The sequence below is a fragment of the Bacillus altitudinis genome, from assembly GCF_001191605.1.
In the GTDB taxonomy this organism is placed as follows: Bacteria; Bacillota; Bacilli; order Bacillales; family Bacillaceae; genus Bacillus; species Bacillus altitudinis.
This window is the reverse complement of sequence record NZ_CP009108.1, coordinates 2,652,068-2,670,180: the sequence shown is the minus strand read 5'-3', so window position 1 is coordinate 2,670,180 and position 18,113 is coordinate 2,652,068. Positions and strand designations below refer to the sequence as shown.

Annotated in this window: 16 protein-coding genes; 2 read left to right on the top strand and 14 right to left on the bottom strand. The window is 40.7% G+C overall.

Translation table 11 applies throughout. The annotated features are described in order from the left end of the window. Positions 1–35: 35 nt before the first annotated feature. The 5 genes from ID12_RS13385 to ID12_RS13365 form a co-directional block, all read right to left on the bottom strand. Entirely contained in the window at positions 36–944 is a 909-nt protein-coding gene (locus ID12_RS13385) for a trypsin-like serine peptidase (protein WP_048002685.1), read from the bottom strand. Positions 945–1,188: 244 nt separating this feature from the next. Further along, positions 1,189–4,332, bottom strand: a complete 3,144-nt coding sequence (locus tag ID12_RS13380; protein WP_050827295.1) for a bifunctional cytochrome P450/NADPH--P450 reductase — start codon at positions 4,330–4,332, stop codon at positions 1,189–1,191. Between the two features lie 21 nt (positions 4,333–4,353). Beyond that, positions 4,354–4,935, bottom strand: coding sequence for a TetR/AcrR family transcriptional regulator (locus tag ID12_RS13375; RefSeq protein ID WP_050827294.1), 582 nt, complete (start codon positions 4,933–4,935; stop codon positions 4,354–4,356). 228 nt (positions 4,936–5,163) lie between these two features. Next, on the bottom strand, positions 5,164–5,874 hold the full coding sequence (locus tag ID12_RS13370; protein ID WP_017359590.1) for a DUF421 domain-containing protein: 711 nt from the start codon (positions 5,872–5,874) through the stop codon (positions 5,164–5,166). A gap of 64 nt (positions 5,875–5,938) precedes the next feature. Beyond that, entirely contained in the window at positions 5,939–8,155 is a 2,217-nt protein-coding gene (locus ID12_RS13365) for an RNA ligase (RefSeq protein ID WP_050827293.1), read from the bottom strand. Positions 8,156–8,262: 107 nt separating this feature from the next. On the opposite strand from ID12_RS13365, the gene ID12_RS13360 reads away from it, so the two are divergent. After that, positions 8,263–8,454 carry a hypothetical protein gene (locus tag ID12_RS13360; protein ID WP_035391946.1) on the top strand — a complete coding sequence of 64 codons (192 nt, stop codon included), beginning with the start codon at positions 8,263–8,265 and terminating at the stop codon, positions 8,452–8,454. Positions 8,455–8,467: 13 nt separating this feature from the next. Here ID12_RS13360 and ID12_RS13355 read toward each other — a convergent pair whose 3' ends face one another. The 8 genes from ID12_RS13355 to ID12_RS13320 all read right to left on the bottom strand — a co-directional run bounded on the left by ID12_RS13355 (position 8,468) and on the right by ID12_RS13320 (position 16,579). Further along, entirely contained in the window at positions 8,468–9,376 is a 909-nt protein-coding gene (locus tag ID12_RS13355; protein ID WP_035391948.1) for a DMT family transporter, read from the bottom strand. Positions 9,377–9,706: 330 nt separating this feature from the next. After that, the gene (locus ID12_RS13350; RefSeq protein WP_008343937.1) at positions 9,707–10,429 is read right to left on the bottom strand and encodes a LutC/YkgG family protein; all 723 of its coding nucleotides are present in this window, start codon (positions 10,427–10,429) and stop codon (positions 9,707–9,709) included. Further along, positions 10,426–11,850 (bottom strand): LutB/LldF family L-lactate oxidation iron-sulfur protein, encoded by a 1,425-nt coding sequence (locus ID12_RS13345; protein WP_046526646.1) that lies wholly within the window; start codon positions 11,848–11,850, stop codon positions 10,426–10,428. The genes ID12_RS13350 and ID12_RS13345 overlap by 4 nt, the downstream gene beginning before the upstream one ends. A gap of 21 nt (positions 11,851–11,871) precedes the next feature. Beyond that, a complete protein-coding gene (locus ID12_RS13340) occupies positions 11,872–12,588 on the bottom strand; it encodes a (Fe-S)-binding protein (protein ID WP_035700904.1) in 717 nt (238 codons plus the stop codon). 246 nt (positions 12,589–12,834) lie between these two features. After that, entirely contained in the window at positions 12,835–14,373 is a 1,539-nt protein-coding gene (locus ID12_RS13335; RefSeq protein ID WP_223255620.1) for a M48 family metallopeptidase, read from the bottom strand. 283 nt (positions 14,374–14,656) lie between these two features. After that, complete coding sequence (locus tag ID12_RS13330) at positions 14,657–15,508, bottom strand: SDR family oxidoreductase (protein ID WP_008343941.1); 852 nt, start codon at positions 15,506–15,508, stop codon at positions 14,657–14,659. A gap of 135 nt (positions 15,509–15,643) precedes the next feature. Next, on the bottom strand, positions 15,644–16,057 hold the full coding sequence (locus ID12_RS13325; protein WP_035700902.1) for an Rrf2 family transcriptional regulator: 414 nt from the start codon (positions 16,055–16,057) through the stop codon (positions 15,644–15,646). A gap of 48 nt (positions 16,058–16,105) precedes the next feature. Continuing rightward, positions 16,106–16,579, bottom strand: a complete 474-nt coding sequence (locus tag ID12_RS13320) for a VOC family protein (RefSeq protein ID WP_050827292.1) — start codon at positions 16,577–16,579, stop codon at positions 16,106–16,108. 159 nt (positions 16,580–16,738) lie between these two features. On the opposite strand from ID12_RS13320, the gene ID12_RS13315 reads away from it, so the two are divergent. After that, positions 16,739–17,182: a DUF2188 domain-containing protein gene (locus tag ID12_RS13315; RefSeq protein ID WP_007499382.1), complete on the top strand. Its 444-nt coding sequence runs from the start codon at positions 16,739–16,741 to the stop codon at positions 17,180–17,182. Positions 17,183–17,210: 28 nt separating this feature from the next. Here the strand turns inward: ID12_RS13315 and ku are convergent, their stop codons facing one another. Next, entirely contained in the window at positions 17,211–18,059 is an 849-nt protein-coding gene (gene ku / locus ID12_RS13310; protein WP_050827291.1) for a non-homologous end joining protein Ku, read from the bottom strand. Positions 18,060–18,113 lie beyond the last annotated feature (54 nt).

Here is an 18,113-nt window from a genome sequence, read left to right as displayed (position 1 = left end):
TCCCCTGTAAAGGAAACAAGCTGATTGTTCTATTTTTATTGCGCCTTCGCATAGTTGATAAATTCAACAAAGGCAGCAGTCGCTTTTGGTCCGCCGTTGATCGTTCCGTTTGAATAACCTGCATTATGGACCCCGACGATTTGTTGGTTCTGATCTAGCATCGCAGAGCCAGAGTTTCCGCTAAATGTATCGATCGTATAGTATGCGAGATTCGTATCTTCTCTCGTGACTGGACCTGACATTTCCCATTGTGACACTTTGCCAGTCGATCTCATTTTATCACCTGGATATCCAGAAATTTTAATCGTTGTACCTGTTAGATTTGTCACTTGACGAATAGAGCGATAGCCGACCGTATTTCCAATGTTCGTATCTGTTTTAATGACGGCAAAATCATATTGACTCGCCCCCGTGTTGATATATCCGCTTGGTACATAGAATTCGGTCATGTTTGCTGAGCCGTTCACGGCCGTGCTGTCATTCATGCCTGGGTAGACAGACCCTTTTGCACTATAGCTTCTTGTGGCTGTATTGTAGACGCAGTGTCCGTTTGTCAATATTTTGTTTGGAGCAATGAGTGTTCCTGTGCAGCTAGATCCACCAAATGTAATATAAGCAATAGAATTATAGGGTGCTACTCTTGTATTCGTCACTTTTGTTCTACCATCGTCTCCAATGACTACTTTTGTTTGAAAGTCTTTTAAATATTTTGTGAGTGGTTTTACTTTTTCGCCAATAGTAGAAGAGATATCATCCACTTTGTCAAAGGATGAGGGGGTTTTCAAATCGTTGTGGAAGTCAGCTGAAGAAATCACCTTTCCGTCAGAAGTCACCATGTCATAATCAGACGTAAGTACTGAATCAGATGCTGCATGGGCAAAACTAGGCACACTTAAAGCACCAAAAACGAGTAGAGAAGGGATTAATTTTTTCACCTTTTTCATCATATTCCTCCTTTATGTCCTATATCAAAAATGATACGATTGTTTCATATTGGAGTAAATGAGAGAATATTCTTATTTTTTACAAAATATTTCATTTGTAAATTAGGTGTTTCGTATCTTCCAAATATTTATTCTAGCGATCTCTCTATAAAAAAAGAAAAACCGCCAAAGTGGCGGTTTTAAGATTGTTGACAAAGGGCTAAAATGTGATTTATTTTAGCCCTTTGTCTTCTTTTCAGCGTGATCAGCTCCATACATCTTTTACATATCTGTTGTCATTGGCTAGAGATGTCAGCCATTGTTCAGCTGTTTCTTTCGCACACTGTTTCTCAGTCTGATACAGTTCAATAAGTGTTGCCTCGACATCTGGTGCCATGACCTTTCCATCCCCGCAAATATACAGGTAGGCGCCTTTGTCGAGCAATTCAATGAGCTTGGCTCCATCATTTTTAATGAAGTGTTGGACATACACTTTTTGCTCCTCGTAGCGAGAGTAAGCACGGTGGATGGTGACGACTCCTTTTTCTTCTGCAAGCTGCATTTCGTCATAATACAGATCATCTTCATGCGGGTGGCGGCAGCCAAAATAAAGATGGGCTTCACCTAACGACTTCCCTTCATTTTGCCATGCTTCCCTTGCCTGAATGAACCCTCTAAACGGGGCGATACCTGTTCCTGGTCCAATCATGATCATTGGTATTTCAGGAGAAGGCGGCAATTCGAATCCTGCTTGAGCTTCATGAAGGAAGCAGGCCACTTCATCTCCTTCTTGCAGTCCGCATAAATAGTTTGATGCGACGCCTGCGTATTCACCGCGTCCGCTCCATGATTTTCCTTTCACAACAGCTACTGTGATACTAAGCCTCTTTTCATCCACCTTTGGCGAACTGGAGATCGAGTAATAACGAGGCTTCAATCCTGGTAAAAGGGCTAAAAAATGATCAAATGGCAGTTCACATGCTTCGTATTGTTCTAGTAAATCCAGCATGGTCACACGTTTCTTTAATACAGCTTCTTGATAAATGTCTCCCGCCATTTGTTCAAGTTCAATACGATGAGGTGGGCACACCGTATATTTTGCAAGTTCTCTTAGCTGAGTACGTGTCACAGGCTCTTGCAGCTCTACATGTGACGCCAGCAATTCTCCGACTTGAATTGGCTGATTTAATGGTAAATGACTTGCTTCTTTTTCCGAAGAGAGTATCATGTGCTGCTCTGGATCCAGCTTAAAACGATCGGTCACTCGCTGAACGAGTATTGCACTATTTTTTGGCACGATTCCGATATGATCTCCTTCTTTATAGTGCTTGCCTTCAGGTAATTGAAGTTCGATATGTCTTGTTTGGCGGGTACTTTTTTCAGATTGTAATTCTTGATTTTTCAATACAACAGCTGAAAAAGCACCGTATGTTTTAGCTACAGGACGTTCCACTAGCTCATTCGTATATGCAATGGATAGGTTTGGCTTTTCTTGGCGTTTCTCCTGCAAGGTTAAATTGAATTCTTTTGCAAGCTCATCGTAGACTGTCTTCTGGAATGTTTCTTTATCTTCATCCATATCACCGCCCGCATCGCCTTCACCAATATCCGTTACACGCTTCGCCCCTTTTCTTTCAAGTGCTTCATCAATCAGACGAGGAATACGCTGATACGTGCTCGCCCAATTTCGATCCCCACACCCAAAGACTGCAAATGTCACGTTTGATAGATCCTGCTCCTCATCCTGCGTCACCCAATCCACAAACTGTTTCGCATGGTCAGGCGGATGACCGTTGTATGAAGCCGTTACAATTAAAACTGCGCCTGACTCTGGTAACTTTCGAGTATAATCATCAAGCGGTGCCGTTGTCACGTCAAACCCTTTTGCTTTCCCGTCTTCAGCAAATTCGTTTGCCATCTGCTTTGCTGTGCCCAGATTTGATCCGTACAAGACCAATAGCGGTGTTCCGTGACTCGCTATTTTTGCTTCAGCAGATGCCGTGCTTTTTGTTGGTTCTTCTTTCGGAGGCGCCATAAAGAATTGCTGCTTTCTTGGCCGCACTTTGATTTTAAAATCATTCGGCTTAATGGTCAGAGATTCTTTTAAATCCAGTTCATACGACGTATGGTCAATCAGTTCAAGGTTGTGCAGAACCATCGCCAGAACCATCGTGGCTTCATGAAGGGCAAATTGCATCCCAATACATGCACGCTGGCCATTTCCAAAAGGCTTGTAGGCATGTTGCGGGATTTTTTCAGGGTGCAGAAACCGCTCTGGTTTAAATTCTTCCGCATCCTCTCCCCAAACCGCTTGATCACGGTGTAATTTAGGAAGCAGCACAGTCACACTTTGGTTTTTCTCAATCGGAAATTCCCCTCCGATTACTGTGTCCTCTTTAGCGTAAACTGAGAAAGAAGGCGCAGTCGGCCAAAGTCGAAGTGCCTCATGTAACACCATACGGGTGTAGCTTAGCTGTTGCACCTGCTTAAATGTCGGCAGACCGTCCTGTAGCACCTCATCTGCTTCATGGACGGCTTTCTTTAGTTTCTCTGGATTCTTTAATAAGAAATAAATCGCAAATGATAGCAGACCACTTGTCGTTTCATGCCCCGCAATTAAGAAGGTAATGATCTGATAACGGATATTTTCATCGGACAGACGCTCACCTGTTTCAGGGTCCGTCGCATGCAGCATAAGGGACAGCAAATCATCGCCCATTTTATCTTGTTTTTTCCGTTCCTGAATAATATCATCTACTAATCGCTTCATAAAATCGACATTTTGCTCAAATTCTTTTCTTCTTTTGATCATGAGTTTATCTGTAATCGGCCATCTTTTCGATTGGTCCATCGCTTCATTTAAGCCTTTCAGCATGCTTTCGATAAATGGATGCTGATTCTCTTTATAAAAGCTGTTAAACCGAAAATCAAAACCGCAAAGACCAATTGTATCTAAAGTGAGTTTTGTCATATCCTCTGCTACTTCAATTTCTTCATCGCGGCCTGTTCTTTGCCATTTTTGCACAAGCTGCGTTGCAATATCGAGCATCATCTCGTGATAGCCCTTCATCGCCTGCTGACTAAACGCCGGCATCAAGATTTGATGAGCTTTTCTCCAGTTTGGTTCTTCTGTCCAGCTTGTAAATAGGCCATCTCCTGCAAATGCTCTTGCTTTATCAAGACTAATCCCGATGAATTTATCGAATCGGCTCTCATCACATACTTCTTGGACAAGCTCATGACTGGAAACAAAAACACCGGTTATATCTGAAAATTCAAATTGATAAATCCCTCCCAATTCATCTGCCAGCCGCCAAAAGCTTTGAGAAAGCTCTCCTTTTTTGATATGAGGAATATTTTTTAAAGGTCCGTATGTTTTTGGTTTTGGAATGATTGATGTTTGTTGCATGTGCCCACTCCCTTTATTTCTTTATGATGCAACGCTAATGGCACGCCATAAGCATTGCTCAATATCTTCTAAAAATTCAATCGTTGGTTCAATTTCCTCTGCTAGAATCTGTTTATGAAGCTGAACGAACGCTCCAAATACAATGGATAAAATCGTTCTCCCTGAAAGATTTGGATGAATTCCATCCTTTTTGCCTTCTTCAAAAATATGAAATAGCTCATTTAATAGCTGCTGCATCTTCTCTTTACTTGTCTCATCTAAATAGTGTGAGCGTTTGTCAATTTCTAAGAAGTACAGACCACTTGGATTCTCTTTTGTAAAGAGCACTAAGCAATAAAAGACATGTTTGAAATAAGTCCTGATACTTGCTTTAGGGTCTGGACTGTTTGTATTCACCTTGTCGATAAATGCAGTCAGGCTTCGCTGGTATAAAATGTTCACAAGAGCTTCTTTACTATCAAAATAACGATAAATAGTTCCTGCTCCAACATTGGCTCTTTTCGAAATCATCGGCATCGTTGTACCGTCAAAACCCCGTTCAATAAATAAGTCCAGAGAAGCCTTCATAATCTGCTCCTGTTTATCAGTAGTTGCTGCGGGCATTTCATCCTCTCCTTTCGTTTTATCAGGAATGAATGTTCATTCCGCTTGATGTATATTATATTAATATTTTAAATTCTTCTATTTATACTTAAACATACTTATTTTTCTCCGTCACTACATTTTCAGAAAATAATAATAATTGAGAAATGATACCTAGATAGATGACATCCAAATGACTTATAAATATTGGCAGTTCTGTGACGCGCGGGTGTCGTCTGAACTATATGTTCATTCTTGGTCAATTGGAGAATGGATGTGATCGTCATATGTATCAATGTATAAACTGCCATTACTTGAACGAACCGCATAAACAATGTCTTTTAAAGACAGCTGCCTTTTTTGAATTTCTTCATATATCCACTGCTCCGTTAATTGGTTTTCATGAAGGTTTTTCAAAATGAGCTTTCCGTCCATAATGACTTCAATGGGCATGTAACGCTCTGCCTGCATCCACAGGTTAAGGTCTTTTCGCGTGACATAATCAAATGAAGGGTATTTTTTCACTGACATATGCCCATCTGTTTCAATCATTGCAAATTCAACTTCACTAATGTCAAACACATTCTTTTCTCTGAGCTGTTGATTTAAATAATCAAGTGTATACCTCATTCCTTTCATATTCTCTTCAAGGATTTTGCCATTTTGAATCACAAGCGTTGGTTTACCGGCCATAAAACCTCTCACCTTCCGGCTTCTTAAAGCAAGTAAAGAAATCACATAAATAATGATCACAAGTGTCACAAAAGAAATGGTTGTGTGATGAAGCGGAAGCGTAGTATTAAACGCCAAGTTCGCCGCAATTGAACCTAGACTGATCGCTGCAATGAAATCAAAAATATTCATTTGTGCAATGGTTTGCTTTCCAAGAAGACGGGCACCGCCGAATAAAATAGCAAAAGCGAATATGGTTCGAAGAATGACTTCAATATGATCTGGCATTTCAGCTTCCACCTTTCGATTTCATGAAAAAAAGCCTTTTCTTTAGAAAAGACTCTTTGTTAGACTATGCATTTATTCCGTCATTATTCAAATGGGCCGCTTCTGTTTGCTCAAATTGTGAACGCAGCTCAATGATTGAGCTGTTTCTCACGTTTACTGGATCTTGCTGGAGTAGCCATGTATAAAATCTTGCTTGCTCTGCTGTTTGCAAAGCCTGCATATATTTTTGGGTGGAGCGCTTATCTGCAACACGCTGTTTAATGGATCGCATTTGCTTCCAAAATTGATAATAAGAAAGCTTTAACTTGGTCATAAAGCCACTATTATCCTCAATGACATAACCTTCTTCTTTGATTGTGTCATCATGTGATACAGATTGATACCATTTATAGAAAGAGGTCCAATCATGAAACACTGCCACTTGCTGTTTGCACCGCATGCCAAGCTGTTCACTGAGCCTTTTCACTTCAGCAAATGGTTCTTTTTCATAGCTCAGCTGACGCTTCACGATATCAAGTAAAATGAGTTGATCATGATCATATGTGATAATATGCGGGTCTTTCTCTGGCAAAATGACTTCAAATACAAGGGATACATGGTTGTCGCGTACGTATGATTTGATGTAATCGACCTGCACATCGTCAAAGGTCGCATAAAATAGCTCTTCGACCCAAGCAGCATGCTGATTTTGCTTCACATGTGACGTATACGATTTGGACGTAAACACCAGTTCATCTTTTATGTCGTTAAACCCAACCGTGCCTAAGTATCCATTTGCTTTATCATAGACCGTGACAGGAAATTGAAGATGATTCACTAAATGCTGCATTCTGGTTTCAGGACGTTCATCAATATTAAAGAACTTATTATAACTTCTAGACACAATCTGCTTTGAAGTCATATTGATAAACAACCCTCTTGCTTTGACATTTATTTCATCCCATTGTCTTTCACTAAATGCTTTTTTGGTGAAATTAAAAGATGAAATATCGTGTGGCAGCTTTAATTCTTGTACATATTCATGCTGATCTAAATGGGATAAAAAATCATCCAGCGTCACATTGGGCTGAACAAAGACCGGTTGCTTGTTTTCAGAAGCTCTGTAGACAGGATTGTCAATTTCATGTGTCTCAATCCCGCCTGCTGTAATTTTTAACACACGCAGCTGTCCACCAAATTCAACCTGACCTTCGAGATTATAAGATCTATCCGCCGCTTGGATAGGCAGTCTATATAAATTGCGATGACCATGAATTTGAATGATATCTAATCCAGAAGTATTTTGCACAAATAAGTGGTCAATGTCATCTGAATATTCACCTACTCCGTGAATAAGCTGCTGCGTTGAGACATGCAGAAGCTCTTCTGGCAAATGGGCAAGCCCACCATGGGTGACAAGAAATGTCTGACCATGATACGTAAAATAGGTGAGCTGATGAAATGTTCTGACAAACTTCCTTAATTCTTTTAGGTCAAAACCTGCTTCCGCAATTTCAGGCGCAGTATGACGGTTAAACATATTACTTCTCACTTTTTCTTCATGTGCATATTTGTAAAGATGCTGATCATGATTTCCTTCAATGACGATCACATTGCGGCATTCTCTATGTGCCAGCATCCATTCTAACACTTCCTTGTTTTCTATTCCTCTATCAAGCAAATCACCTGCAAAGATATAAAGCTCGTTTTCTTTCAAGTCTCCTTGCAAATAAGTATTTAGAGCTGTGTAACAGCCGTGAATATCACCGAAGACGTGAATGGCTTCATACTGATCAAAAGACCTGGGCTGATACGTCATAATGACTGGATATTCCTCAGGCGTCAAAACGGTTACCCATGAAGGCACCTTCTCTGTCTTTAACCGTTCATTCATTTGATATAACACAGATTCCTTCACTACTTTGTGCGGCTCTCGACCGCGATTTTGCAGCAGGGCTGTTTCAAGAGGCACTTGCGTAAAATCGACGACATACACTCTATAGCGGTATGAAGTAGCTAATGATTTATACTGCGAAATGGACTTACTTGTGACATGTGTTGCATCAATGACAGTAAAGTCTCCTCGTTCCATTCGGGCTGTGAGGAGTTCAAATAATAAAGACCAGACTTTATGATCATGTTTGCTTGAAATTTCCGGTTTCCCATTGACTGATAACTGCGGAGGCTGGGTTAACAGACGGATCTGATCCGCTGATAATGTATATGGTTCTAAGCCTTGTTCTTTGATCCAAGTTGATTTACCTGCACCTGGGAGACCTCGTAAAAGGACTAAAGTTCTCATAATGGTTCTCCTTTAATGAGTGATATTTTACCTATTATAGATAAATTATGGATAAATCTCAATCTTTTATTGATTATGGTAATATATAGATATAAGGAGGGTTACACATGCCTAATGAAGCGAATACTGCATTCAACATTGGGGATATCGTATTTCAAGTATTTTCTCTTCTATTCATTGCATTGATCGTGACCATCGTTGTCATCGCGATTCGAATGATAAGAAGAAAACAAGTGGAATTGAAGAAAGTCGAGGCTAGATTAAACAAAGTAATTGAAAAAAATCATTTAAAAGAGTAAAAAAATCCGGGAGTTAACCGGATTTTTTTGTTTTCATCACGATCCCTTGTCGCTGCTGCATCAAAAAGAAAAAGACACCTAAAAGGACAAGAAGACCACCGAACATTTGCAGCAGCGTGACTTTCTCTCCAAGCAGTAAAACAGCGAGTATCGTTGCCCCAACAGGTTCTCCTAGAATACTCATTGAAATAGTTGTCGCATTCACATAGGTTAACAGCCAGTTGTTAATGACATGGGACATGGTAGGGATAATGGCGAGCAGTAAAAAAATCCCCCATTCTTTACCCGAATAGCCTACAAAAGGCGTTTGCTGTATAAGGTTAAATAAAATTAAAAAAAGGCCGGCAAAACCAAATACACAAAAACTATAAATCCAATGAGATATCTTTCTCACAGCTTGTTGACCGATTAATAAATAACAAACAACAGCGATTACACTGAAAAAGGATAAAATGTCTCCTATAATGGCGTCTTGGCTATGTCCGATATCCCCCCATCCGATCATGAGCGCACCAACAATCGCCGCACACATTGTGAAAATGGCTGACTTCGTTGTTTGTTCACGAAAAATGAGAAATCCGCCTAATAATGACACCATCGGCTGAAGTGCAATGATGATTGTAGAGCTCGCCACTGTGGTGAGCTTCAATGAGCCGAACCACAAAACAAAATGGAGCCCTAAAAAGAAACCTGACATACATAAGAAAAACCAGTCTCTCCGCTTTAACGAGACAAACTCTTTTTGACGCGGCAGAATAAACGGAAGCATCAAAACCGCCGCAAATATCATTCGATACATACTTAAAATAGCAGCAGGCGCACTTGACCACTTCACAATAATGGCCGAAAACGAAATCGCAATGATGGAGATCACAAGCGGCACCGCAATCGACTTCTTTGGAGCATTTGTCTTCATTTCCATTAGCAGCTTCCTTTACATCAGCAGTAGATGAGCTTCTCATCTTGTATGACGTCATCTTACTATGACCATTCGCCTAGAGGCAAGATGAATTTTAAGAATGTTTACATAAAAAAAGCTTTCTTCACGAAAGCCCCAGATTGTTGACAAAGGGCTAAAATGAACTTGATTTTAGCCCTTTGTCTTCTTTTCAGCGTGATAGAAAACCTTTGCAGTCCTAGGAAGGATGAGCATCGGCGCGGAGCGAATTTAACATTCGTGAGCACCGAAGCGCAGGACTGACACCGAATGCGAGGGTTTGCCTACACGCTGAAGCTTTCTTCACGAAAGCCCTCATTCATCATCTATTAATACATACACAGCCCGCACCGGCCCATGAACACCAACGACTAAATTCATTTCAATATCGGCAGAATTACTTGGACCTGATATAAAATGAATGGCGCCTTTCGTCTGCTCTCCTTCTTCTACTAGGCGATGAAGAGCTGAAACAGCATGAATCATCCGCGGGACAATTGTGCTTTTTTCAATACATACGATATACATCATCGGTAAAAAATGAAGTGCTCTCCCTTGACCTTGATGGGAGGAAAGAACAACGGTTCCGGATTCTGCAAGTGTGTAATCGCTGAATACCACTGCATATTTCGCTTGTTCTGCCCGCCTTATATTTTCTTCTCTTGATGTATCTGCATTCCAGCTAGTGACTGAGATTCCTTCTTTCCGCAAGGCTTGAAACATAGGATGACATTCATATTGTGCAAAACGTCTATCGCTCGAAGTCATCACAGGACCTTCTCCATACTCTTTCATCAATAATCGTAACGTTGAGGGTGCTTCTTTTGGCGTTGTTTCTACCACTTTCGTATGAATTTGCTGACATTGCACCTTCAATTGCTCTACCAATTCTTCTTTCGACAGACCTTCATTTGTTTCCCAATTGACTCGATGCTTCCAAACCGGACGCCGAATAGATGCAGGCTTGGAGGAGCTTTTGCCTAATTGTTGCTGGATATGTGCTAAAAATGGATCCCGATGAGAAATGGTTCCTTTCATTGTCGCTCCTCCTTTTGTTTCTTTTTAAACCAATCCCGAAACCTTTCTTTGCTTGGCGCTGGGAGGTCACGAATTTCTGTCCAATTCTTTAAAGGACCCGCACCTTTTGAAATCTGTCCGTTTGAAGCCATACGTTTCAAGAGCACAGGGGCTGCTTTTGTTCCAAATCGATACATTCTAGGAGTGGATGCGCCCATTCCGAACATTTTCATTGCCATCATTTCCGCTTTAGGCGCTCTCCCCTCTTTTTCAACGATGACTTGTCGATGTTTGATTAATAATTCGTGAAGTGGAATTTTCACTGGACAAGCATCTGTACAGGCTGCGCACAAACTTGAGGCGAAAGGAAGCTCTTGGTAGTCGTCATATCCTCCAAGTAGCGGCGAAAGAACAGCACCAATCGGACCCGGGTAAATTGATCCGTACGAATGACCGCCAACATGCCGATAAACGGGGCACACATTGATACAGGCTGCACACCGAATACATTGCAAAACTGGCTGAAATTCCGTACCTAATATGTTTGACCGTCCGTTATCCACAATGACCAAATGGAACTCTTCTGGCCCATCAACTTCTTCTTCTCCTTTTGGCCCCACGACAGAGATATAGCTTGTTAACTTTTGACCTACTGCGCTTCTGCACAATAGACCGACAAGGACATCGAGCTCCTCCATCGTTGGTACAAGCCGCTCCATCCCCATGACTGCGATATGTGTCTTTGGAATAGACGTGACAAGATCCGCATTCCCTTCATTCGTCACAAGACAAATCGATCCTGTGTCAGCCACAGCAAAGTTACAGCCCGTCACACCAATGTCTGCTTCAAGAAATTTTTCTCGTAACAAAGCTCTTACAAATTTGGTCATTTCTTCAGGAGTCTCTGACATATCATATCCAAGCTTTTCGTGAAAAACTTCCCGTATTTGTTCTTTCGTCATATGAAGGGCTGGTGCCACGATATGTGAAGGTGGTTCATGGTCATCAACTTGAAGAATATATTCTCCAAGATCGCTTTCAACTACCTCGCAGCCAATCTCTTCTAGCGCTTGATTCATTTCAATTTCTTCTGTGACCATTGATTTTGATTTCACGATTTTTTTTGCTGCTTTTTTTTGTGCGACATCTTGGATGTACGCCGATGCCTCTTCCTTTGTTTTTGCAAAAAACACATGACCTCCACGTCTACTCACGCTCTCACTTAATTGATATAAGTAGTCATCAAGGTGGGCAAGTGTATGCTGCCTGATGTCCTCTCCAAGTTCACGCCACTTTTCCCAGTTTCCAAGCACTTCACTTGCAGTCATCCGTCTTTTATACAGACGCTCCTGTGCAGAGGAAACAGCTCCTCTCATCACAGCGTCTTCTAATCCTTCGCCGATCCGCTCTTTAAAAGCCTTCTCTCCAATTTTCATACTCATGTGCCGTTCCCCCTCTTAGCTTCAGCGGCTATTCAACACTTCTGCGATATGCATCACTTTAACTGGCTTATGAAGACGATTCAGCCTTCCCCCGATATTCAGCAGACATCCACAGTCAGCACCGATGATATATTCAGCGCCTGTCTCCTCTATGCTTTGTACTTTTTCATCGACCATCTGCTCAGAAATGGGTGTCATTTTGATTGAAAAAGTTCCTCCAAATCCGCAGCAATTTTCAGCGCGAGGCAATGGTTCCATCACCAAATCTTTGACATTTGACAACAGTGTGAAAGGCGCTTCCTTAATTCTAAGCAGTCTCGTCATATGGCAGGAGGTATGATAGGTGGCTTTTCCTTTCAAACTCGCTCCTACATCTGTTACATGTAATATATCAACAATAAATTCCGTTAATTCATATGTTTTCGCAGCAAGTGCCTGAGCACGGGCGAACCACGCTCGGTCTTCTTTAAAAAGGTGCGGATATTCTAAAAACATGGCCTTACAAGAACCTGATGGTGTGACGACATATTCAGCTGATTCAAAGGCTTTCATCATATTTTTGGCCGCTTTGATTGTTTCTTTTGTATAGCCGCTGTTAAAGGCGGGCTGCCCGCAGCACACTTGTTCTTCAGGGAATTCCACTTCAACACCAAGCCGCTCTAATACCTCAACAGTCGCCTTTCCTACATGTGGCTGCATCGTGTCAATGATACAGGTGACAAATAAACTGACTCTCATCGGCGAACTTCCTTTCTTTTACTGCACCTTGATTTATATCTGGTCATCTGACGACTAAATAATAGACTTTCATTTCATTTTAATCCCAAATTTCTGAAATTTCAACGAACGGATTTGTCTAAAATTTGGACATCATGCTTGTGAAGGTACATGAAAAAAACGCCCTTTTACAGGGCGTTTGAGAACATTCATGTTTTTATTTCTTCATACTACCGAAGGAAGTGTCGTCTTTCACACAAACCGCCTTCACTTCATGATTTTCTTTATGTGATGAATTCGTTTTTCAAAAGAAGGATGACTTTCACGCCATTCAGATTTTCTTCCGTCATCTCCATCTTCTTCAATCAAATGACTTAATTTTATCAAAGTATTGAGATATAGAGTTTGATTCTCAAGATGGTGAACAGCAAAGCGATCCGCCTGAATCTCAAATAAGCGACTCATTTTCTTTGGCAACCACTCCGTCATAAATATCATGATCAATAACCCTGCTGGGAACAACAAAATATATTGCCACCAACCATTGGCAAGCATCACCTGTCTGGCATAGTACATACTGATTCCCATAAGTAAGGTGACAATCACAGTGAGGTAAATGGTGAAATGCGCATGTTTTAATTTTACATGTCCCATTTCGTGGAATAAGATCGCACGAATTTCCTCTCTATCAAACTTATCTAATAACCCTTCCGTCACATATAGATTGACTTTTCTTCTAAATGGAAGTTGAAATGAATATATCCAGGCATTCACATCATGTTGTGAGTCTTTTTTCACCCATATATTTACCTTTTGGTTCGTTTTATGCTCAATATCTTTGCAAATATTTATGAATTCGTCCGTCCGTAAGATTTCATACTTATTTATCATTTTTTGAATGAATGAGTAACCCATAATAAATAAGATGACTAGGGCGAAATACCAAGCACAAAATAGAAAAAGATGATCCATAACCTTCGCTTGAAACGCCAAAGGCATGACTAAATAAGAGCCGAAATATATCAAGGATAATGTGATAGCACCAAATAAAACGGCTTGCTCCCTAACGTTCAGGAAGAATGAATTCCCTAAAGTGTCTTCATTTTCTCCTACTACATCAGAAGAATCTTTTGTCACATACTCAAATGAATAAGCTGTCAATAAGACTGACAGGAAACTAGGCACAAGTATAGAGAGAATCATACTCAACACATAAGATCCTGTAACAGATAGCACGTATCCCATTAAGAAATAATAATTTAATCCCAAGGGAAGAAAAATGGCTAGAACAAAGGGAATGAATAATGTGAATAGGTTTTTCATCGATTCGTGAAGGTTAAAAAGGAAAAATAACAAAGCGGGCAAAAGAATTCCCATTAAAGTCATGAATGTAACAAATGTAATGCTATGCTTAAAGTTTGTGTTGATCTTAGTTGTTTCTGTTAGATTCGTTAGATTGTATGTAGAAAAGAAGGGATTTTGCGTTACCTGTTCCATCATGATCGTATCATCATGGATAGGTACAAAACCTTTTCTTAGAAAAACCAATGCCTTATCATTCATTATTTTGTCTGTTTCAATCATACTGATTCCATTCGCAGATGGGATCTGTGTGAGATTTATGTTCTTTCCACTTAATTGAAGGGATGCTTCTGAAGGGCCATTGAAAGAACCGTCTTGATAGGTTAATAAAACGTCACCCTGATATAGCGAATGAGCGACGAATACTTTTGGGTTGCTTTCTTTGTTCGAATCAAGTAAAACAAATGGTGAAACAACGGCTGAACGAAAACCGAGTTCAATCATAATGACGATGATTGTGATCATACTGGCAGTCAAATAAGAGAGAAAGGCTTTGCGTAACATGTCATCACATCCTGCTATTTAATAGGATTAAAACAAAATGAATATCTTGAATAATGTATTTCATAATAAAGTAAGCGTCATTCATTTGTTGGAATCATCTCATAAAATTCTAACATCTACATACAAGAATATGTACGACAAAATGGACATTACACCTATATTTTCAAAATAACGGATCAACAAGGATAGAAAAAACGCCCTTTTACAGGGCGTTTTTAATTGTTTAGTTTGACATCATTTCTCGTATTCTATCTTCAATAGGTGTTAAAGAACGGCCTAATAGTTTTTCGAAATCATGGCTTTCGACTGCTAATGCCCCATCGCGAATTCCGCTTTGCATCGCTTTGACAAATGGAACAGCTTCTTTCGGTACACCATTTGACGCTAAAAATTCTCCAAATGTATCTACATCCATGTGCTCTACTTTGATTTCTTTCCCGCTCACTTTGCTGACCATTTGTGCAAGTTCAGTGTGTGTGCGAAGCGGTCCTGACAATTCATAGATTTCCTGATCATGTGCCGGCAGTGTTAACGCATTTGCTGCTGCTTCTGCATAGTCATTTCTTGTTGCCCAGCCGACTTTACCTTCACCAATTGGGCTGATAAACGGCGCTCCGTTCACTGATGCCAGAATCGTATCTTTTTCATTTTCCACATACCAATTGTTTCTTAGAAAAACATGAGGTATGCCAGAGGCCAAAATTGCTTCTTCTGTTTTTGCATGGTCATGTGCTAGGTTAAGCTGACTTTCTCTTGCATTGACAACACTTGTATAAGCAATAAATGACACATTCGCTGCTTTCGCTGCTTGGATGGCATTGATATGCTGCTTCACGCGATCTCCATCCCCAGACGAAATGATCAAAAGGCGATCAATCCCTTGAAACGCTGATTGAAGTGTATCCGGCTGTGTGAAGTCTCCCTTGCGCACATCCACCCCAGCTTCCTTTAGATGAACTGCTTTTTGCGGATCTCGAACACTGACCGCCAATTGTTCAGCTGGTACTTTTGCGAGCAAATGTTTGACGACGAGCGATCCAAGTTGTCCTGTTGCACCTGTCACTAATAATGTCATTGATTTGACCTCCTCATTTTTCGTTCAACGGTGATGTTTCATGTATGAAGCAGCTGGTTTCTTGCATCAGATCATTCGTTATAATCGAAATGGTTACAACGAAGGGGTAAAAAAAGCTCTATGTATGAGCTTTTTCTACTCCGCCTCGATTAATAATTGCTTAATTGTCACTTGTTTAAGGTGATGCTCAAGTGCGGACTGTGCTTCTTTAAGTTCTTGCCGCAGTCTCGTATCCATGGCTTGACCAATTGGACATGCAATGACTGGTTGATGAAAGTTAAATAACTCTTCATCTTCGCTTACATCCACAGCCCGGTACACATCTAGTAGAGTAATGTCCTCTGCCGGCCTTTTTAAAGAAGCACCGCCAACTCCTCGGCGAATCTCAATGAGATCCGCCTTTTTGAGCATAGCCATCATTTTTCTGATAATGACTGGATTTGAATTAACACTTTCTGCAATAAAATCCCCTGTGCACTCTTTTGAAACACCCGCAATAAAAGACAAGATATGAACAGCAATGGTATATCTGCTGCTAATTTGTTTCACATTCCTTCACCACCGTTGTAATCAATATAGTTACAATAAGCGGTTTTGTCAATCAATAAACGGATGTTTCTTTCTTTCCCAATCTTCAAATGTCATCATCTCATGATGTTCTCCTGCATCGATTTCAAGCGGTGCAATGCATTCAAGCAAATTGCCATCTGGGTCAAGAAAGTAAATCGCGGCATGAAATTGTGGCGGATTATCAAGTACTAAAGGCTGTTGCTCTTCCGAAAAACCAAACATCGGATGAATGCCGATCCCTTTTTCTATCAGCCATTCTTTGATCTGGTCAATGCTGGATGTTTCTATTTGGAAGGCGACATGTCGCGTCGCTGGATGATATGGAATAGTGGATATATCAGCCTTCCATAAGCCAAGCCAGCTCTTTCCTTTCTCAATCCATAAAAAGGCCACTCGTTCATTTTCATGAGCAAGTGTTAATTCCAATTTTTCATAAAAAGAAATGGATGCCTTCAAATCACTCACAGGTAAATGTGCTTCATACAAGCCTTTCATCATCATTTCAATCACTCCTTTACTATCTTCTATTGTGCAGGAATTGAAAACATTCTTCCTCAGCAAAACGATGTATTTCAACCAAGCCATTGGATTGAGATGGTTAAATGTTTGATCCATTGCATATGGGGGAAGGTGTTCAAATAAAAGAAAGGAGCGTTCCATATGCCTTGGACAATGGAAGATTATCCAGCTTCATTCCAATCACTAGACAAAGTCATTCGAAAAAAAGCACTTGAGATTGCCAACAAAATGGTGCAGGAAGGCTATGAAGAAGGTAGAGCGATTCCAATTGCGATCAATCAAGCGAAAGAGTGGAAAAAGAATGCGACGGAAAAAGAAATGGAGGACTTTCACTCTCATGGTTCTGTGACTCCTTCTAAGAAAAGCAGCTCTGCACGACCTGAGCTCATGGATCATGCGCAGCATGTCGTGAAACATGATGAAGGCTGGGCGGTTCAAACTGAAAAAGCGAAGCGTGCAAGTGAGGTAAAAGAAACGAAACAGGAAGCCATCGACCGCGCGAAAGAGATTTCATCTAAAAAAGGAACAGCAGTTGTCATCCACAGAACAGACGGGACGATTCAGGATGTGGTGAAGCCAAAATAAGACCGCCCTTTGGCGAGCGGTCTTTTCTTTATGCATTCTTTTCTTTTTTAGCGGGTGCTTTTCTTTTCTTAGGTGCTGCTTTTTTCGTTTTTGCCGGTTTTGATCGATCGATAGAAGCCTGCAAAGCGGCCATTAAATCGGTGACATTGGATGAAGCCTCTTTTTTACCTGTCGTTTCTGGCTGAACGGTATGTTCTCCAGAGATTTTGTCTCCAATGACATTCATCAGCTGCTCTCTGTATTCATCCCGATATGCGGCTGGATCGAATGTGGTGGTCAGCTGCTCAATTAAAAGGAGCGCTGTGTCTAACTCTTTCTTCACGATGTTTTCCTCTTGCGGGATATTCGGGATGTCTGATACTTGCCTAATTTCGTCAGGAAAATGAATGGTTTCCATTAATAAAATATGTTCGTAGCACCTAACAATTGCTAATTGCTCCTTTGAGCGAATCATGATCTTGGCTACACCGATTTTCCCTGATTCTTGCAACGCTTTTCTTAATAATGAATAAGCCTTTGCTCCGCCGGTATCTGGAGATAGGAAATAACTTCTTTCATAATAGATGGGGTCGATTTCTTCTATCTTCACAAAATCAATGATTTCGACGGCTTTTTCTTCATTTTCTTTTCTCAGCCTTTCGAGTTCTTCCTCATCCAATTCAATGAATTTATTTTTGGCATACTCGTACGCTTTTACAATTTGCTCTGGCGCTACCTCCTCGCCGCAGTTAGCACAAACCTTTTTGTAGTTAATCGGCGTATGGCATTCTTTATGAAGCTGTCTTAATTTAATATCTTTGTTTTCTGTAGCGGTAAACAGCTTGACTGGAATATTCACCAGTCCGAAGCTAATGCCGCCCTTCCATACTGTATGCATCGTAACGCCTCCGTTCTTTTCTCCTTACTATGTAATGTTTTCATCAGAGTTATG